Source organism: Pseudomonas frederiksbergensis (assembly GCF_003732665.1).
Taxonomy (GTDB): domain Bacteria; phylum Pseudomonadota; class Gammaproteobacteria; order Pseudomonadales; family Pseudomonadaceae; genus Aquipseudomonas; species Aquipseudomonas frederiksbergensis_G.
This window is the reverse complement of the sequence record NZ_MOBP01000006.1, coordinates 1-17022: the sequence shown is the minus strand read 5'-3', so window position 1 is coordinate 17022 and position 17022 is coordinate 1. Positions and strand designations below refer to the sequence as shown.

The 17022-nt window shown below is 60.9% G+C and carries 11 protein-coding genes; 3 read left to right on the top strand and 8 right to left on the bottom strand.

Going from position 1 to position 17022, the window contains the following annotated elements; genetic code table 11:
• Positions 1–129: 129 nt before the first annotated feature.
• Together BK665_RS09925 and BK665_RS09920 are read left to right on the top strand one after the other, a co-directional pair.
• A complete protein-coding gene (locus BK665_RS09925; protein WP_123405032.1) occupies positions 130–1020 on the top strand; it encodes a LysR substrate-binding domain-containing protein in 891 nt (296 codons plus the stop codon).
• Positions 1021–1128: 108 nt separating this feature from the next.
• Complete coding sequence (locus tag BK665_RS09920; protein WP_007946320.1) at positions 1129–1473, top strand: cupin domain-containing protein; 345 nt, start codon at positions 1129–1131, stop codon at positions 1471–1473.
• A gap of 160 nt (positions 1474–1633) precedes the next feature.
• On the opposite strand, the gene mmsB is transcribed toward BK665_RS09920, so the two are convergent.
• Both mmsB and BK665_RS09910 read right to left on the bottom strand, forming a co-directional pair.
• Positions 1634–2521, bottom strand: coding sequence for a 3-hydroxyisobutyrate dehydrogenase (gene mmsB / locus BK665_RS09915; RefSeq protein WP_123405030.1), 888 nt, complete (start codon positions 2519–2521; stop codon positions 1634–1636).
• 10 nt (positions 2522–2531) lie between these two features.
• Positions 2532–4058, bottom strand: a complete 1527-nt coding sequence (locus BK665_RS09910; RefSeq protein ID WP_123405028.1) for a CoA-acylating methylmalonate-semialdehyde dehydrogenase — start codon at positions 4056–4058, stop codon at positions 2532–2534.
• A gap of 149 nt (positions 4059–4207) precedes the next feature.
• On the opposite strand from BK665_RS09910, the gene BK665_RS09905 reads away from it, so the two are divergent.
• Positions 4208–5155: a LysR family transcriptional regulator gene (locus BK665_RS09905; RefSeq protein WP_123405026.1), complete on the top strand. Its 948-nt coding sequence runs from the start codon at positions 4208–4210 to the stop codon at positions 5153–5155.
• Here the strand turns inward: BK665_RS09905 and yfiB are convergent.
• The 6 genes from yfiB to recC form a co-directional block, all read right to left on the bottom strand.
• Positions 5152–5655: an outer membrane lipoprotein YfiB gene (gene yfiB / locus BK665_RS09900; RefSeq protein ID WP_259699593.1), complete on the bottom strand. Its 504-nt coding sequence runs from the start codon at positions 5653–5655 to the stop codon at positions 5152–5154. The genes BK665_RS09905 and yfiB overlap by 4 nt on opposite strands.
• Positions 5656–5660: 5 nt before the next feature.
• Positions 5661–6929, bottom strand: a complete 1269-nt coding sequence (gene dgcN, locus BK665_RS09895; RefSeq protein ID WP_123405024.1) for a diguanylate cyclase DgcN/YfiN — start codon at positions 6927–6929, stop codon at positions 5661–5663.
• Entirely contained in the window at positions 6926–7501 is a 576-nt protein-coding gene (gene yfiR / locus BK665_RS09890; protein WP_123405022.1) for a regulatory sequestration protein YfiR, read from the bottom strand. Before yfiR ends, dgcN begins: the two co-directional genes overlap by 4 nt.
• Before the next feature lie 120 nt (positions 7502–7621).
• Positions 7622–9730 carry an exodeoxyribonuclease V subunit alpha gene (gene recD, locus BK665_RS09885; RefSeq protein WP_123405020.1) on the bottom strand — a complete coding sequence of 703 codons (2109 nt, stop codon included), beginning with the start codon at positions 9728–9730 and terminating at the stop codon, positions 7622–7624.
• Positions 9727–13416: an exodeoxyribonuclease V subunit beta gene (recB, locus tag BK665_RS09880; RefSeq protein ID WP_123405018.1), complete on the bottom strand. Its 3690-nt coding sequence runs from the start codon at positions 13414–13416 to the stop codon at positions 9727–9729. Before recB ends, recD begins: the two co-directional genes overlap by 4 nt.
• Positions 13413–16865 (bottom strand): exodeoxyribonuclease V subunit gamma, encoded by a 3453-nt coding sequence (gene recC / locus BK665_RS09875; RefSeq protein ID WP_123405017.1) that lies wholly within the window; start codon positions 16863–16865, stop codon positions 13413–13415. The genes recB and recC overlap by 4 nt, the downstream gene beginning before the upstream one ends.
• Positions 16866–17022: the final 157 nt, after the last annotated feature.

Below are 17022 nucleotides of genomic sequence, written 5' to 3'. Positions count from 1 at the left end.
AATTCGGTGCTGCTGCTGACGCCTTCGCGGGCAAGCCTCGCTCCTACAGGGAACGCATTTACAACTGTAGGAGCGAGGCTTGCCCGCGAAGAGGCCCGCCCAGACAACAAACCTCCTAAGGCTGCCACGATGCACTTCGACCTGACCGACCTGCGTCTCTACCTGAACATCCTCGACAGCGGCAACATCACCGCCGGTGCCGGCCGTACGCATCTGTCCCTGGCCGCCGCCAGCGCGCGCATCCGCGCCATGGAAGCCTCGCTGGGGATCGAATTCCTGCAACGTGGCCGTCGCGGCGTCACGCCTACACCCGCCGGCAAGGCCCTGGCGCAACACGCCCGGGTCTTGCTGCAACAGGCCGAACGCCTGCAACAGGACCTCGCCGATTACGCCAAAGGCGTCAAAGGCCAGGTGCGGTTGTTGTGCAACACCACGGCGATCACCGAATACCTGCCGGAGTTGCTCGCCGACTTCCTGCGCGACCATCCCAACCTCGACATCGACCTGCAAGAACTGCCCAGCGCCCGCATCACCCATGCGTTGCGCCAAGGGACGGCGGACCTGGGCATTGTTTCCGACGCGGTGGACACCGATGGCCTACAGACAAAACCCTTCCGCGACGATCCGCTGGTCTTGATCCTGCCCCTCGACCATCCGTTGGCCTACACGGACGGCGTCACTTTCAGCGACACCTTGCACCATGACTACGTAGGACTGAACGCCAACAGTGCGCTGGCGGTGTACCTGGAGGAACAAGCCCTGCATAACGGCTCGCGCATGCAGATTCGTATTCGCGCCGACGGCTTCGATGGCGTGATGCGCATGGTCGCCCGAGGCGCCGGGCTGGCCATCGTGCCACTGGCCGCCGTCGAACGCGGACCGGCACAGCCACCGTTCAAAAGCATCGTCCTCACCGAGCCTTGGGCCCGACGCAAACTGCTGCTGTGCGCCCGGGATTTTGCCGCGCTGCCCGGTTATGCCAGGGCGCTGATGCAGGCATTAATACCGTCAGACATTTGAGCCAATGCGCGTTTCTGGACAGCTCGATGTCGAGCACAGACAACTGACCCCGGGACGGGCGCTATAGGGTGGCGACTTCAGTTCTTCAGCCCATCGCCCGGAGTCCACATGACCGCACCTATTACCGTTCTTCGCGACACCCACCCGCTGCCGGTACTCGACGCCTGCAAATGGGAAAAACTCGAAGGCGACCCGCACACCGTCAACCTCAACGCCTACACCAGCGAAGACGGCAGCAAGATCATGGGCACCTGGATCTGCACGCCGGGCAAGTGGTACGTGGAATACGTGAAGTGGGAATACTGCGACTTCCGCGAGGGCTACTGCATCATCACCCCGGAAGGTAAGGAGCCGATTCACCTGCGTGCCGGGGATATCTTTGTCATCGAGCCGGGGATGAAAGGCACGTGGGAAGTGGTCGAGACCGTGCGTAAGTATTTTGTGTTTGCCTGATGCAAAAAAACCGGGAAATCACCCGACGTGATTCCCGGTAAATATCGAGAGGTTCATGCAATTTCTGTGGGAGCGGGCTTGCTCGCGAACGCGGTGGGTCAGTCAACGCGAATGCTGAATGTACCGGCCCCTTCGCGAGCAAGCCCGCTCCCACAGGGTTTTACTGGGGCTTGCGATAGCTGTTGATGATCGCCGAGAAGTCCTTGCCACCCTCCCCGCGCTGGCTCATCGCCTGATACAACTGCTGGGCCACCGCGCCGAGCACCACCGGCTGGTGTGCCTGACGGGCCGCTTCCGTGGCCAGCCCCAGATCCTTGAGCATCAGTTCCGCACCGAAACCACCGGTATAACCGCGTGAGGCTGGCGCCGTTTCGACGATGCCCGGCCACGGGTTGTACATTTCCGAACTCCAGCAACGCCCGGTCGAGCTGTTGATGATCCCGGCCAGCACACCGGTGTCGATCCCCAACGCATCGCCCAACGCCATGGCTTCACTGACACCGACCATCGAGATCGCCAGCAGCAGGTTGTTGCAGATCTTGGCGATTTGCCCGGTGCCGACTTCGCCGCAATGCACGATGTTGCGACCCATCTGCGCCAACACCGGTTGCAGGGTGGCGAACAGCTCAGGGGTTGCACCGACCATAAAGGTCAGTGTCCCGGCGGCGGCACCGCCCGTGCCACCGGACACCGGCGCATCGGCCATGGCCACGCCTTGTTTGGCGGCGGCCGCAGCGACATCACGCGCAGTCTGCGGATCAATAGTGCTGCAATCCACCGCCGGTACACCCTTGCCGATGCCGGCGAGTACACCGTCCTCACCCAGCCAGACACTGCGCACATGCACAGCGGCGGGCAGCATGGTGATCACCAGCTCTGCACCTTGCGCCGCTTCCCGGGCGGTAGCGCTGATGCTGCCGCCCAGTTGCTCCAGCTCAGCCAGAACAGTCTTGTTCAGATCGACCAGGTTCAGCGCATGGCCAGCCTTGATCAGGTTGCGCGCCATCGGCGCGCCCATGTTGCCGAGACCGATAAAAGCGATTTTCATGCCTGGCTCCTTAACGCAAGTTGATGGTGGTGTTCACACCGTCGTTGACGCTGTCGTCATCGAACCAGCGACTGGTGACCGTCTTGGTCTGAGTGTAGAACTGCACCACTTGCTTGCCATACGGGCCGAGGTCGCCGAGTTTCGAACCACGGGAACCGGTGAAGCTGAAGAACGGGACCGGCACCGGGATCGGGATGTTGATGCCGACCTGGCCGACATCGATTTCGCTCTGGAACTTGCGCGCCGCCGCACCGCTCTGAGTGAACAGGCCCGTGCCGTTGCCGAACGGGTTGGCGTTGACCAGGGCAATCGCCTGATCGAGGGTGTCGACTTCCAACACCACCAGCACCGGCCCGAAGATTTCCTGGGTATAGATCTGCATCTCAGTCGTTACGCCGGAGAACAGGGTCGGGCCGACAAAGTTGCCCTTCTCGAAACCCGGCACGCTGATTTCGCGACCATCGAGTTCCAGTTTGGCGCCTTCCTTGATGCCGCATTCGATCAGATCGAGAATCCGCGCCTTGGCCTTTTTCGAAATCACCGGCCCGACATCGGTGCCCGCCTCGCTGCCCGCGTTCACTTTGAGTTTCTGCGCCAGCGCTTTCAGGTCTGGCAGCCATTGCTTGGCCGCGCCCACCAGCACCACCACGGAAGTGGCCATGCAACGCTGACCGGCCGCACCGAAACCGGCACCGACCAAAGCGTTGAGAGTTTGTTCGCGATTGGCATCCGGCAGCACCACGGCGTGGTTCTTGGCGCCCATCATCGATTGCACACGCTTGCCGTGTTTACCGGCCAGGTCATAGACGTGAGTACCGACGGCGGTCGAACCGACGAAGGAAACCGCCTTGATGTCCTTGTGAGTGCAGAGTGCGTCCACCACATCCTTGCCGCCGTGAACCACGTTCAGCACGCCCGCCGGAACGCCGGCTTCGATTGCCAGTTCCACCAGCAGCATGGTCGACATCGGGTCCTGCTCGGACGGCTTGAGCACGAAGGTGTTGCCGCAGGCGATGGCCATCGGGAACATCCACAGCGGAATCATCGCCGGGAAGTTGAACGGGGTGATGCCGGCGCAGACGCCGATGGGCTGGCGCAGGGTGTAGGTGTCGACGCCGCCCGCGACGTTTTCGGCGAATTCGCCCATTTGCAGGGTGCCGATGGAGCACGCGTGCTCGACCACTTCCAGGCCACGGAAAATATCGCCTTCAGCGTCGGCGATGGTTTTGCCCTGCTCGGCACTCAGGACCACGGCGATGCGTTTGGAGTGTTCGCGAATCAATGCTTGGAGCTTGAGCATGATGCGCATCCGCGCGCCGATCGGCGTCAGCTTCCAGGTCTGGAAGGCGCGATGAGCGGCGCTGATGGCGGCGTCGACTTCCTGCGCGGTAGCGAACGGAACCTTGGCCAGCACTTGCTGGGTCGCCGGGTTGATGATGTCGTGCCACTCGGTGGTCTGGGACTCGACCCACTCGCCGTCGATCAACAGCTTGACGTTTTGGACCGTGGTTTCGTTTGGCGTGAGCGATGCGTTCATGCTGGTCTCCAATACTTATTGTTATGCAGGGAGCCAAGGCGGGTAAGTCGCCTTGAGATGAGGCGTGTGTCGCGAATTGGTTGTCGGACTGTTTTTGGAGTATAGATGTGCAAACTTCTAATAAGAACGCACATAAAAGCCGGTCCAACATGCAAAAAAACATCACATCTTTAGGTTCACTGAACTGGGATGACCTCAAGTTTTTCCTTGAAGTCGCCCGCACCCGCAAGGCCAGCACCGCGGCCAAGCGCCTGTCGGTGGACTACACCACCGTGTCCCGGCGCATCAGTTCGCTGGAAGCGGCATTGGGCACATTGCTCTTCGAAAAGTCCCGGACCAGCGGTTTCGTCCTGACCGCCGAAGGTCAGCGTTTGCTCGGTTACGCCGAGTCGATTGAAAGCACATTGCACATGGCCTGCGAACAGGTTTCCGGCTCCGGCGTGGCGTTGTCCGGGCATGTGCGCATGGGCTGCACCGAAGGCTTCGGCAGCTTCTTCATCACCCCGCAACTGAGCCACTTCGTCGACGCCTACCCGGCGATCTCGGTGGACATCCTGCCGCTGCCGCACTTCATCAGCCTGTCCAAGCGCGAGGCGGACATCGTCATCGCCCTGGAGCGCCCGGAGCATGGCCCGTACGTCTGCTGCAAACTCTGCGACTACAAATTGCAGCTGTACGCGACCCAGGACTATCTCGACAAACACCCTCCGATCCGCCGCCCGGCAGACCTGGGCAAGCATTCATTCATCAGTTATGTCGATGACCTGGCGTTTAGCTCGGAGCTGCTGTACCTGGCGAACGTACTGCCCGGCGCCAGCGCCAACCTGCGCAGCACCAGCGTGATCGCGCAGTTCGTGGCGGCGCAGCAAGGGCGGTCGCTGGCGATTTTGCCGTGCTTTTTGGCGGCGCAGGATCCGCGATTGCTGCCGGTGTTGCCGGCGGAGATCAACATCACCCGACAATTCTGGATGTACTGCCGCGAAGACCTGAGGAAGCTCAAGCGGATCACCCTGTTGTGGGATTACATCCGTGAGGTCACTGAGCAGAATCAGAGTCTGTTGATGGGGGACAGTCGGGAGATGGTGTTCGCCGATTAATCGGCCATCACCACAATCGACACCCGACGATTTTCGGTACGACCCGCTGCTGTGTCGTTGGAGGCCACCGGCTCTTTGCTGCCGAGGCCCTGAAGCTTGATGTTTTCTTCTTTCATACCGACAGCGGTCAGGACCTTGCCGACGCTTTTCGCCCGGCGCAGGGACAGCTGTTGGTTGTAGGTTTCTTTACCCGAACCATCGGTGTGGCCATCGACCCGCACCCGCTCGATCCCGACACCCAGCAGGGCCTTGCCGATGCGCTGGACGATTTCGGTGCTCTGCGGATTCAGGCTTTCGACGTCACTGCCAAACAGCACTTTACCGGACAGGCCAAACGCCCAGCCCTCGTCGGTCAATTCGAAGCCTTGTTGCTTGAGCACGGCGACCTGCGCCGGGGTCAGGCCTTTTTGCGGCGCCGTTTGGCACCCGGTCAATGCCAATAGCGCCATGAACAGGGTGAGGGTGAAAAATCGCAGGGAACGCTGAGGAAGTGAGAACACAGAAATTAACTCTTGGTTTGAACGTGGACGACTGGGTGCTCCGACCCGGCCGTATGCTGTGCGCCTCGAGAAAGGCGCTTGGCTTGATACATCGCCGCGTCGGCGGCGTTGAGCAGGGCTCCCGGTGTGGCGCCATGGTCGGGATATACGGCGATGCCGATGCTGAGTGAGGTCGACACCGTGGTGTTGCCGGGCAAGGTGATCGGCACTTCCATACTGGCAATGATCTTGTCGGCGATAAGCTCGGCGTCTTCGGTCTTGTGCAGCGGCGTCAGCAGCACAGCAAACTCATCGCCGCCCAGGCGCGCCACCAGATCCTCTTCGCGCAATTGCGCACGCACCCGTGTGGCCACCGCCACCAGCACCGCATCGCCGGCGGCGTGGCCGAAGTTGTCGTTGATCTCCTTGAAGCGGTCGCTGTCGAGAAACAACACCGCCACCCGCTCGTTGAGTTTGTTGGCGTTGCGCAGCGCCCGAATCAGCCGACCTTCGAAAAATGCCCGGTTCGGCAACCCGGTGAGGCTGTCGTGACTGGCCTGGTGGGCCAGGGTTTCGTTCTCGCTTTGCAGGTGGGTTTGCCAGGATTCAAGCTCATCGAGCAAGGCATTGAAGTCGTTGCCCAGGTTGTCCAGTTCGGCAATGGCAGCGGGCGGCACGCGCTGGTCGAAGGCCCGTTCGCTGCGAGCGGCGTGCGCCACGAATGCCAGGCTACGCAGCGGACCGGTGATTGAGCGAAGCTGCCGGCGCGCCAGATACAGCGCCACCCAGGCACTGATCGCCGTACACAACACAATCCCCATCAGGCCGCTGAGCAAAAAGCGCATCAGGCTGCCACCCTGACCGGTGAGCTGAATGCTGCCGATTTCCAGGCCCTGATGGACGATGGGCATGCTGATGGGTTCTTCCAGGAAAGCCTTGGCGATCTGCATTTCCAGATCGGAGAGCAATCCGGTTTCCGGTCGCTGCCAGCGGGCGAGCAACGCACCCTGCGCATCATGCACCTGGGCGTCCGCCACTTCTTCGGTGGACGCGATCAAGGCCAGTGCCTCGGTGGCGGCGGCCTTGTCGTTGAACACCACCGCCGCTTCCACGGTGTAGTTGATCGAGCGTGCGATCAGGTGCAGGTTGTGGTCGGCATAGACTCGCAGGGCCAGCACCCCGAGCAAGGTAAGCGACACACTGGCCATGGCCACGCCGACCAGCGCAACGATCAAATGGCCGCGACCGATGACCGAACGCAACGTAGGGCGATTTTTCGATTTGAATAGACTCATGGCGCCGCCGGCTTACGGCGCGACAGTTGCAACACGCTCGGGTGAATGCGCACGCCACTGCGGGCGACGGAATCGAGGTTGACCTCGAAGGACACTTGATCATCGCTGACCCGCAGGCAGAACAGGCTGCCGACGGTGCACTGATCGCTGCTCTCGCTGATGCTCAACACCGGTTGGCCGATCAACGAGGCGAACAAACGGCTGCGTTCATCGGCGGTCAGTTTGCCGATGTAGACCGCATCGCACTCGCTGGCAATCGCCGGGTTGTCGGCCAGCAGACGTTGGACAGTGACAGGGCGACCGGTGGCCTGGGTGGAACCTTTCACCAGATCGTCGGTGTATTCGGTCGGACCGACCACGCACAGACGCAACTGCGCAGGCTCCACGGGCCAGCGGGCATAACTGAGAATCCCGAGCACCACTTGGGTGACCGCTTTGGCCCGTTGATCGGCCATGCTGACGGTGGTTTCAGACTGAGCGAATGCAATTCCGGTCAGCCACCAGAGCAGGCCGACAAGCAATATACGCTTGCAGCCGATGACGCTCTCTGTCGCCCGGACAGCCAACTTCATGCAGGGATTCTCTTCGAATTCAACGGAATAATGCCGCAACGATAGCACAGCACCGAAACACCCGCGAGGCTGTAAAACCGGGCGTTTCAGACAGATTTACGTCGTCAACCGATTGGCATATTAAGAGCTAAACTCAACACCCTCTTCCAACTCCAGCATCAACCCGCTCAAGCGCTTCACTTTGCGTTGCACCGCCTCTTCGAATACCCCGGCACGGGGTTCGATCAGGGTGAACCAGTCCTTGGCCCGGGTGATTCCGGTGTAGATCAACTCCTTGGTCAACACCGGGTTCAGGGCATCCGGCAGGATCAACGCGGTGTGGGCAAATTCCGAGCCCTGGGATTTGTGTACCGTCATCGCGTACACGGTCTCGACATCGTTAAGCCGGCTCGGCAGCACAAATCGCACGCCACCCTGACCGTCGTTGCGAGGGAACGCAACGCGCAAAACAGGCTTGCCGGCCTCAGGTCCGTCGCGCTCCGGGAGCTTCAGCGCGATACCGATGTCGCCGTTCATCAAGCCCAGGCCGTAGTCGTTGCGGGTCATCAGCACCGGCCGGCCTTCGTACCACTGCTGGTCGTTGTCGATCAGACGAGCCTTGAGCAAGGCGTCGGTCACGCGCTGGTTCAAGCCTTCCACGCCCCACGGCCCTTTGCGCACGGCGCACAGCAACTGAAAGGTGTCGAAGGCATTCAGTACTTGCCGGGCCCAATCGGTCCAGCGTGGATCATCGAGACTGCTGCCGACGGGCGGCCGCTGGTTGCGCAGCAGGCTCAGGTAATGCCGATAACCTTGTGGCCCGTCGTTGTGGCCGTCGAGCAGCAGACGCTCCAGAGCTTTGTCCTGCTCACCCTTGAGTGACAGGGAAAACACGTCTTTATAGTTGCGTTCGGCCAACAGTTGGCGAGCCTCTTCCGGGCGCTGCTGATTGACCCAACGGGCCAACTGGCCAATACCGCTGCCTTCGCCGAAGCGACGTGAGTGCCGCAACATCACCACTTGCTGGGCCAAGGGATGAGTGCCCTCGGTGTCCTCGTGCAAGCCGCTGGCCTCAAGACTTTCACCGCTGACGGCCTCCAGCCACTGGCGAGTCCGGGGGCTGTACCAGCCGGCCTCGGCGTCGCGACACAGATCCCCCAACACGGCGCCCGCTTCCACCGAGGCCAATTGGTCCTTGTCGCCGAGCAGCACCAGTCGCGCATGGGCCGGCAAGGCGTCGAGCAAATTGGCCATCATTTCCAGGTCGATCATCGATGCTTCATCGACCACCAACACATCCAGTGGCAAACGGTTGCCGGCATGGTGGCGGAAATGTCGGGTGCCGGGTCGACTGCCGAGCAGACGGTGCACCGTGGTGACATCGGAGGGAATCTTGTCCCGCACCGCTTCGGCAACTTTCAGGCTTTGTACCTGCTGACTGATGGATTCCGTCAGCCGCGCGGCAGCCTTGCCGGTAGGCGCGGCCAGGCGAATACGCAACGGTTTGCCGGCCTCCACGGCAGGTGCCTGGAGCAACGCCAGCAAACGCACCACCGTGGTGGTCTTGCCGGTCCCGGGGCCGCCGGTGACGATACTGAAGGCGCTACGAGTGGCCAGCGCACAAGCGAGTTTTTGCCAGTCGATCACTTCGCCAGGCTTGGCGGGGCCAAACAAACCGGTCAGGCGTTGGCGCAGATCCGCGGGTGCGGCTTCATGTTCCGCCAGGCGCTGGCGCAGGGCATTGTCGATGCGTCGTTCGTAAGCCCAGTAGCGGCGCAGGTACAGACGTTTGCCCGACAGCACCAGCGGTCGATGCTGCGCGGCCTCACGACCATCTACCGCCAGCGCCACCAGACTGCTGGAGGCCAGCACCTTGCACCAGTGGGCGCCGTCCAGCGCCTCAAGCAATTGCGACGGCAGCAACATCACGCCACCTTGCACATCACCTTCCGGCGGCAGCGACAATGCGAAGTCCGGCGCCTTGAGCGTCTCGAACAGATCCAGGCACACGTGACCATGGCCGAGCTGGTGGCTGGTCAACGCCGCCGCCAGCAGCACCAGCGGATCATCGTCGGGGGCAAGTTCGTGGAGAAAGGCCACGAACGCCTTGTCCAGTGCCCGCAGCCAACCACGCTCGACCCAACGGGTGAGCAGCAGCAACAGATCATCAGCACGGGTCAACGGCGCCAGGCCCGCCAGGCTTTCGGCCGCCAGTGGCGTGGGCAACAGATCGGCGAAGGTGCGGCTCATAGCAGTACTCCCTGTTCCCAGGCGGGCTCGGCCTTGGGTTCCGGCTTGCCCTGGAACAAACGGTCCAGACGCTCGATCAATTCCCGTGGCGGCCGGGCGAAATACACGCCTTGACTGGCCGCTCGCGTGCCGCGCAGGAACAGGTACAACGCGCCGCCGACATGCCGGTCGTAATCGTAGTCGGGCAAACGTGCCTTGAGCTGACGATGCAGGGCCAGCAGGTACAACACGTATTGCAGGTCATAGCGGTTATCGAGGATTGATTGCTCCATGGCCTGCTCGGTGTAGGCCGAGTCGTCGACACCGAGCCAGTTGGATTTGTAATCGGCGACGTAATAGCGGCCGTCGTGCTCGAACGTCAGGTCGATAAAGCCCTTGAACATGCCGTTGAGCAGCACCGGTTCAGCGGCCACCCGGGCCACGCCGTTGTGGGTGAATTGGCGCACCAGTTCATCGAGCTTGAGCACATCGACCTTGTGGCTGGCGAACCAGAACTCCATCTCGACCCGGTATTGGGTCAGTTGCTCGAAAACCACCGGTGGCTGCTCGCCGCCAATGTGCAACGGTGACTTAAGCAAATGCTGCAGCCAGTCGCTCAGCGTGATGATCCAGCCTTCCCAACCACGTCGATTGCAGCGACGGGCAACAGCGTCTTCCACAGCTTGGGGGGGCGCGCTGAAGCCTTCGTCACCGGCCCATTCCAGCAAGCCGTGAAGAAAGGTGCCAGGGTTCGGACCACGGGGGAATCGGTGAATATCCGCACCGCCGGTTATCAGTTCCCGTGGTGCCTCTGGATCGAGACGTTCATCGTCGAAGAGCTTTTGCGCTTGCGGACTTTCCGGTGCTTCGTCAGTGCCCACACTCATGCTGTCGCCAATGCGCAAGGCGCTGTAGGAGGCAATCCACCAGTTTTCACTGGCCTTGCGCTTGGGGATCAGCGGCGCGAGCAAGGTCGCTTCGTTGCGCGGGGGATGGTAGTGCTCGGCGGTCGCCTCAGGCATCTCGCTGCAGCTCAGCGCCGGGCAATTCTGTTGCAGGTCTTCGAGCCAGCGCTTCAGACCGGCGGACTCGGCCAATACCGCACCGCCACCCAACAGGTAACCCAATGCCGACAGGTGCAGTACCGAGCTGTTGTTATTGCCGCGCTTGAGATCGGTGACACCGAGCCAACAAGCATGTTGCGCCCGCGTCAACGCCACATAGAGCAAGCGCAAATCCTCGGCCAGCCGCTCGTCATCGGCCAGGGCGATCAACTCGGCGGTTGGTTTCAGCGTCACCTGGGCCTTGCCGGCGGCGTCGTGGTAATGCAACGGCAAACGACTGCCGTCCACCGGTTTTGCCGAGCAGATGAATGGCAGGAACACCAAGGGGTACTCAAGGCCCTTGGACTTGTGGATGGTCACGACCTTGACCAGTTGCTCGTCGCTTTCCAGGCGCAGGATCTGCTCTTCGCCCGCCTGCCCGGACAGCGCCAGGTGCTCGGACAAATGCCGGATCAGGGCTTGCTCGCCGTCGAGTTCGGCGGCTGCCTGTTGCAGCAACTCGGACAGGTGCAGCAGGTTGGTCAATACCCGCTCGCCGTCATTACGGGTGATCAAGGCCTGGGGCAACTTGAAGTCATGCAGCAGGCGTCGCAGCATCGGCAGCACGCCTTGCTTGCGCCAGATCTCGCGATAACGACGGAACTGCATGACCCGCGCTTCCCAGGCCAGTTCGTCCTGGTTCAGTTGCTCAAGTTCAGCCAGCGAGAGGTTCAGCGTGATGCAGGCCAGCGCGGCTCGCAGGGGACGCTCGACATCCGGCTCGGCGCAGGCCTTGAGCCAGGTCAGCAGGTCATGGGCCTCCTGGGCGGCGAACACCGAGTCCTTATCCGACAGATAAACGCTGCGTATACCACGAGCGGACAGTTCACCGCGCACGGCCTGGGCTTCTTTGCCGTCGCGTACCAGAATCGCGATATCGGCTGGTAGCAAGCCCCGGAAGTCTTTGCCGTCCTGTATGAAGCCCGCACGACCTTGTTGCCCGCCATTGAGCAAAGCGGTGATTTCACTGGCACAGGCAGCGGCCAGTTGTTGTCGGTACACCACGCCGGACAGCGGCTGCTCGGCAGGCAGATGCCAGATGTTCAGTGCCGGAACATTCTGGCCATCGATTTGCAAAACCTCTTTGCGCCCCTGGGATTCGACGGGCAAGAACGGTACGGGGTTATCGCCATTTTTTTCGCGGAAGAGGAACGCACCGCGTCCGGTTTCACGCAACTCGGCGCGCTCGAAAACATGGTTCACCGCATCGACCATGCCATGGCTGGAACGGAAGTTGGTGCCCAGCGTATGCAGGCGGCCAGTGGTGGCCTGGCGGGCGCGCAGGTAGGTGTAGATGTCGGCGCCGCGAAACGCGTAGATCGCCTGCTTCGGGTCGCCGATCAGGAACAGGCCGCACTCGGGGTTGTTGTCTTCGATGCGATAGATGCTTTCGAAGATGCGGTATTGCACCGGGTCGGTGTCTTGGAATTCGTCGATCAATGCCACCGGAAACTGTTCGCGAATCAGGGTGGCCAGACGCTCGCCACCATCCGACTGCAAGGCAGCATCGAGGCGCAGCAACATGTCATCGAAGCCCATTTCCGCACGGCGGCGCTTTTCCTCTTCGAAGCGTGCACCGACCCACTGGGCGGCATGTTGCAGGACGGCCGCATCAGGGGTCGGCAAACCATCGAGACTGATCTTGAGGCCAGGCATCGCCTCTAAACCGGGATGACGGGGCGCTTCACCCTTCCAGGCTTCAGCCATGCCATCAGGGGTCAGGCGCGTGAAGCCGGTGCCGATATCCAATTGCTCGAGAGCTTCATCGTCGGCCCAGGCCTTGATCTTTTCGAACCAGGGCTCGAAGTAGCGCGCCTGCATCTTGCGCCCGTCGACGCTTTTGCTCGCCACGCCCTGGTGACAGATCGCAAGCAGCTCGTCCGCCCATTGGCGCCAGGGCATCTTGAGTTCGAGCAATGCCGAGCGTCTTTCGAGCAGGCACTCGGCGATCAGTTCGGCCGGCTCTTTCCCTACTACGCTATCGCGTTCGCTGGCGAACAGCCCACGCACCCTTGGGAGCAATGCGGCGGGGCCACCCCAATTGCCACGAACCCAATTCAGTGCATCGCCTTGCATCGGGTAGCAGAACAGCCGCCAGTAATCGCGCAGGACCTCGCCCAGCAAATCACTGTGATCGGTTTCCAGGGTTTGGGTAAACAGACTGCCACTGTCGAAGGCGTGCTCGCGCAGCATGCGCTGACACCAACTGTGGATAGTCGAGACCGCCGCTTCGTCCATCCATTGAGCTGCGATGTCGAGGCGGTTTGCGCAACCGGACCATTGCCCTGGAAGAAACTCCTCGCGCAACTCGGCGATCAGCCCATCGGGTGCCGCAATCTCGTCGCGAAAAAAACGAGCGGCTTCGGCCAGACGTGTACGAATACGTTCGCGCAGTTCTTTGGTGGCCGCGTCGGTAAAGGTCACGACGAGGATTTGCGGTGGCAACAATTCACGGCCAAAACCGGTCGACTCGCCGCCATGTCCCAGGACCAGACGCAAATACAGTGCGGAGATGGTGAAGGTCTTGCCGGTCCCGGCGCTGGCCTCGATCAGTTGGCTGCCACGCAGGGGGAAGGCCAGGGCCAACGGTGTTTTCGTGGTCATGAACGTGCCCCTTCGCTGGTCAGTGAACGCCAAGGAGCTTCAAGCAGTGGCCGGTATAAAGCGTCGCACCAACCGGAGAAAGTCTCATCGCTGACCAGGCTGTCGTAATCGGCGAATTGCCGGGCGAGTGCCGGGCTTTCGCGGCGCTCGCCATCGGTGGTCTGGCCATCGCCTTCGTACGCTTTTCGCGCGGCGGCTTCGGCTTTGACCGGGTCGGTTTGACCGAGCCAGGCGAAAGCGGTTTTCACTGCGATCGGCAGTGGTTGACGCATGCCTGTTTGCCAGGCCAGCAGCAGATTGCCGAGCGTTTGCAGCGCAGCCTCCGCCGTCAATGGCTCCAGGAGCAGAGTGTCATCGCTGGCCACCAATGCAGTAGTCATCGCCAGGCCGCTGGCACAGGCAACCAGGTGATTGACCCAGGGTCGCGTCAGGCGATGCCACTTGCGGGTCTTGATCGAGCCAATGCTGTTGGGAATCGTGGTGACCGACAGCATGCCGCCGTCCGCGCGCTGATGCAGGCCGCTGAGCCAGCCTTCAAGGCGCAAGTCGTGCAGCTCCAGACTCACCGGCAAAGCGCTGGTCAGCGGCGTTGGCCACAACGCCAGGAGCTGTTGGTAGCGTTGCAGCAGATCAGGCAACGGCTCGATCAACTCTCGTTGCAGGCATTCGCCGAAACCGGCCATGGGTAGCAGGCCACTGTTTTGCAGGCGTATGGCATGCGCCTCCAGCGCCTGATCGGAGTGTTCCAGTTGGCTGAGTGCCGCTTCGAGCAAACTGTCACTGAGGCTATAGCGTTGCAGCGCGTCGAGTACGAAAGGCTCTTCATCGGCCAACGGGACTTCGGCCGCTTCAAAGAAAACTTTCAGGCGCTGACTGAAGAAATGTCTTACGGGGTTGCGCAGGAAATCCTGCAATTGGCCAAGACCCAATGGTTCGTCCTGAACGTAGGGTGCGAGAACCTCGACATCAGTGGCTTGCCCGTTGGCTTGATGGAGCACCTGCCATTCGCTGGCGTAGCTGAACAACGCATCACCTTCGTGGAAGTAGCGGGCACTGAAGGGTTGCAGGGGGTGTTCCTGGGTCATCGCTTCGACCAGGTTTTCTTGCTCTTCATTCAGTCGCCAACCGCTGGCGAGGTGGTCACGTAACTGGCCAATCAGCACCGATGCCGGACGCTCGCTGTTGTCGCGAATGCTGCGACCGACCCAACTGATATAAAGCTGATTGCGCGCCGACAACAGCGCTTCCAGCAGGAGATAGCGATCATCTTCTCGGCGGGAACGATCACCGGGGCGGTAGTCACTGCCCATCAGGTCAAAGTCCAGCGGCGGTTGTGCGCGAGGATAATCCCCGTCATTCATTCCGAGCAGGCACACCAGTTTGAACGGGATCGCTCGCATCGGCATCAGGGTGCAGAAGTTGACGGCGCCTGCCAGAAAACGCTGGGACAAGCGGCCCTGATCGAGACCGGCCAACCACGCCTCTCGGACCACCGTCAGCGGTAACTCATCCTGTAATCCCACGGCCTCGCACGTATCCAGCCAGGTTTCGCGCAGTTCTTCGAGTTGAGCCAACAAGTAGTCGTCGTGCTCATTGCTGGCCTTGAAAAACAGCTGGACCAGGCCTTGCAACCGCACACCCCATTGTTTGGGTGGAGCCGGTTGCATGAGCTCCTGATGCGCGATCTCCAGCGCGTCCAGCAGTGCAACCAGAGGCCCGATGAGCGCGGCGTCCAATCCGCCGATCTCGTCGTAAGGTTCTATCCCTTCGCAGGCATTGGCGCTGCCCACTGCATAACCGAGGAGCATCCGTCGCAGGCCGAAGCGCCAACTGTTTTGCTCCAGTTCTTGTGGCAGGCCGAGGGCGGCTCGTTGCTCGGCATTCATTCCCCAACGAATGCCGGCGCCTTCGATCCAGCGATGCAGGGTTGGCAGGTCGGACTCTTCCACGCCGAACCGGGCCCGTAGTGCGGGTACGTCCAGCAGATCGAGAATCTCGCTGACCGGGAAACGACTTTCTGGCAGCTTTAGCAGGTGCTCTACAGCAATCAACAGCGGGTCACGACCGCGCTGGCCCTGATCCGCCAGGGTGAATGGAATAAAGCGTGGGTCATTGCGCTCCAACTGGCCAAATACCGCGCGGATATGCGGAGCGTAACTGTCGATGTCCGGGACCATCACGATCACGTCGCGGGGTCTTAAGTCTGGATCAGCGCTGAAGCGTTCGAGCAATTGATCGTGAAGGATTTCCACTTCCCGCTGGGCGCTGTGGGCAATGTGAAAACGGATCGATTTATCGCTCTGTAGATCGACGGCGGGCCAATGTTCGCGGGTCTCGTTTAAAGGGCGCAATTCCAGGATGTCGTCCTGCAATTGATTGAGCATGTTCTGCGGTTGGCTGTCACTGAACAGATCGATGCGCCCATCACGAAAGGCCGAGCGATAACTGCCGGGATCGTCGTAGCTGTCGAGTAGGTTGATGTAGTCCCGTCCCTGCTTGCCCCATGCCGCCAATAGAGGATGGGCGTGTTGGTGTAGGGTTTGCGGATCGAGGACCACCGGCATGCCGCTTTTGCGGGCCTGACGTTTGTATTGATGCCGCAGCAGGTCTTTATCGGCGACGATATCGGCCCAATGGTGACGACATGGGTTGTGAACGCAAAGCAGGACCTGACTGAATCGGGCCAGTCCGGCGAGCGCTTCCAGTGCTTGAGCGGGTAGCGAAGAAATCCCGAAAACGATCACCCTGGAAGGAAGTCCAGCGGGTGCCGTGTCTAGATTATTGATGCGTTCGATGAAACGTTGGTGAACACCTGCACGGCTTTGGGCCATGCCTTGCTCCCCCACATCCAGCAGCAACGCACGCCACAGCTCTGCCTGCCAGCAATTGGCCGGAGTCAGTGCCTTGGCTTCGCCTCTGCCATTTCGTAGTTGATGTCGGCCTTCAGCCCAATCCTCAAGCCAATCGGCGCGGTACACCTGGTATTGGTCGAACAGATCCGCCAGACGCTCAGACAATTGATAGCGTTTGCGCAGATCGGTGTCATTGGTAAGGAAGCGTTGCAGGGGTTCGAAATGCGGCTGGTTGATTAACTGCGGCAACAAGCGCATCAGGCGCCAGGTCAACGGTGCTTTATCGAGCAGGGATTTGGCCGGGATTTCATCGCGACCCAGGACCATGCGATAGAGCTGCCACATGAAGCTGCCGGGCAGTTGAACATCAATGGCAGCCGCGATACCGCAGCCACCCATATCGTCGTCTTCCGGATCTTCGGCCAGTGCGAGCTTCAGCCACTGAGCAATGCCGTTACTCTGCACCAGGGCTATTTCATTTTCCAAGGGAGCCAGCGGGTAGTGCCGCATTACGCTGATCACCAGGCTACGCAGTTCATCCAGACTGTTGCTTTGAACCACCATAAAACCGGCATTGAGGGACGCGGCGTCCGACATAAAGGCTTCCTTGGAAAAATAGAAAAGCTAGGGCCAAACCTTAGCACTGTCGAGACACCGTGACAGCCGGGAGCCGTCCGAGAATGTTGTACGAACTTTCTCGCAGGCAAAACAAAACCCCTACCTGCATACGCAGATAGGGGTTTCGGAATTTAAT

Excerpts from the sequence above, each read along its gene's own strand:
- BK665_RS09925 (WP_123405032.1), top strand. The coding sequence starts at position 130 with ATGCACTTCGACCTGACCGACCTGCGTCTCTACCTGAACATCCTCGAC.
- BK665_RS09920 (WP_007946320.1), top strand. The coding sequence starts at position 1,129 with ATGACCGCACCTATTACCGTTCTTCGCGACACCCACCCGCTGCCGGTA.
- mmsB (WP_123405030.1), bottom strand. The coding sequence starts at position 2,521 with ATGAAAATCGCTTTTATCGGTCTCGGCAACATGGGCGCGCCGATGGCG.
- BK665_RS09910 (WP_123405028.1), bottom strand. The coding sequence starts at position 4,058 with ATGAACGCATCGCTCACGCCAAACGAAACCACGGTCCAAAACGTCAAG.
- BK665_RS09905 (WP_123405026.1), top strand. The coding sequence starts at position 4,208 with ATGCAAAAAAACATCACATCTTTAGGTTCACTGAACTGGGATGACCTC.
- dgcN (WP_123405024.1), bottom strand. The coding sequence starts at position 6,929 with ATGAGTCTATTCAAATCGAAAAATCGCCCTACGTTGCGTTCGGTCATC.
- yfiR (WP_123405022.1), bottom strand. The coding sequence starts at position 7,501 with ATGAAGTTGGCTGTCCGGGCGACAGAGAGCGTCATCGGCTGCAAGCGT.
- recD (WP_123405020.1), bottom strand. The coding sequence starts at position 9,730 with ATGAGCCGCACCTTCGCCGATCTGTTGCCCACGCCACTGGCGGCCGAA.
- recB (WP_123405018.1), bottom strand. The coding sequence starts at position 13,416 with ATGACCACGAAAACACCGTTGGCCCTGGCCTTCCCCCTGCGTGGCAGC.
- recC (WP_123405017.1), bottom strand. The coding sequence starts at position 16,865 with ATGTCGGACGCCGCGTCCCTCAATGCCGGTTTTATGGTGGTTCAAAGC.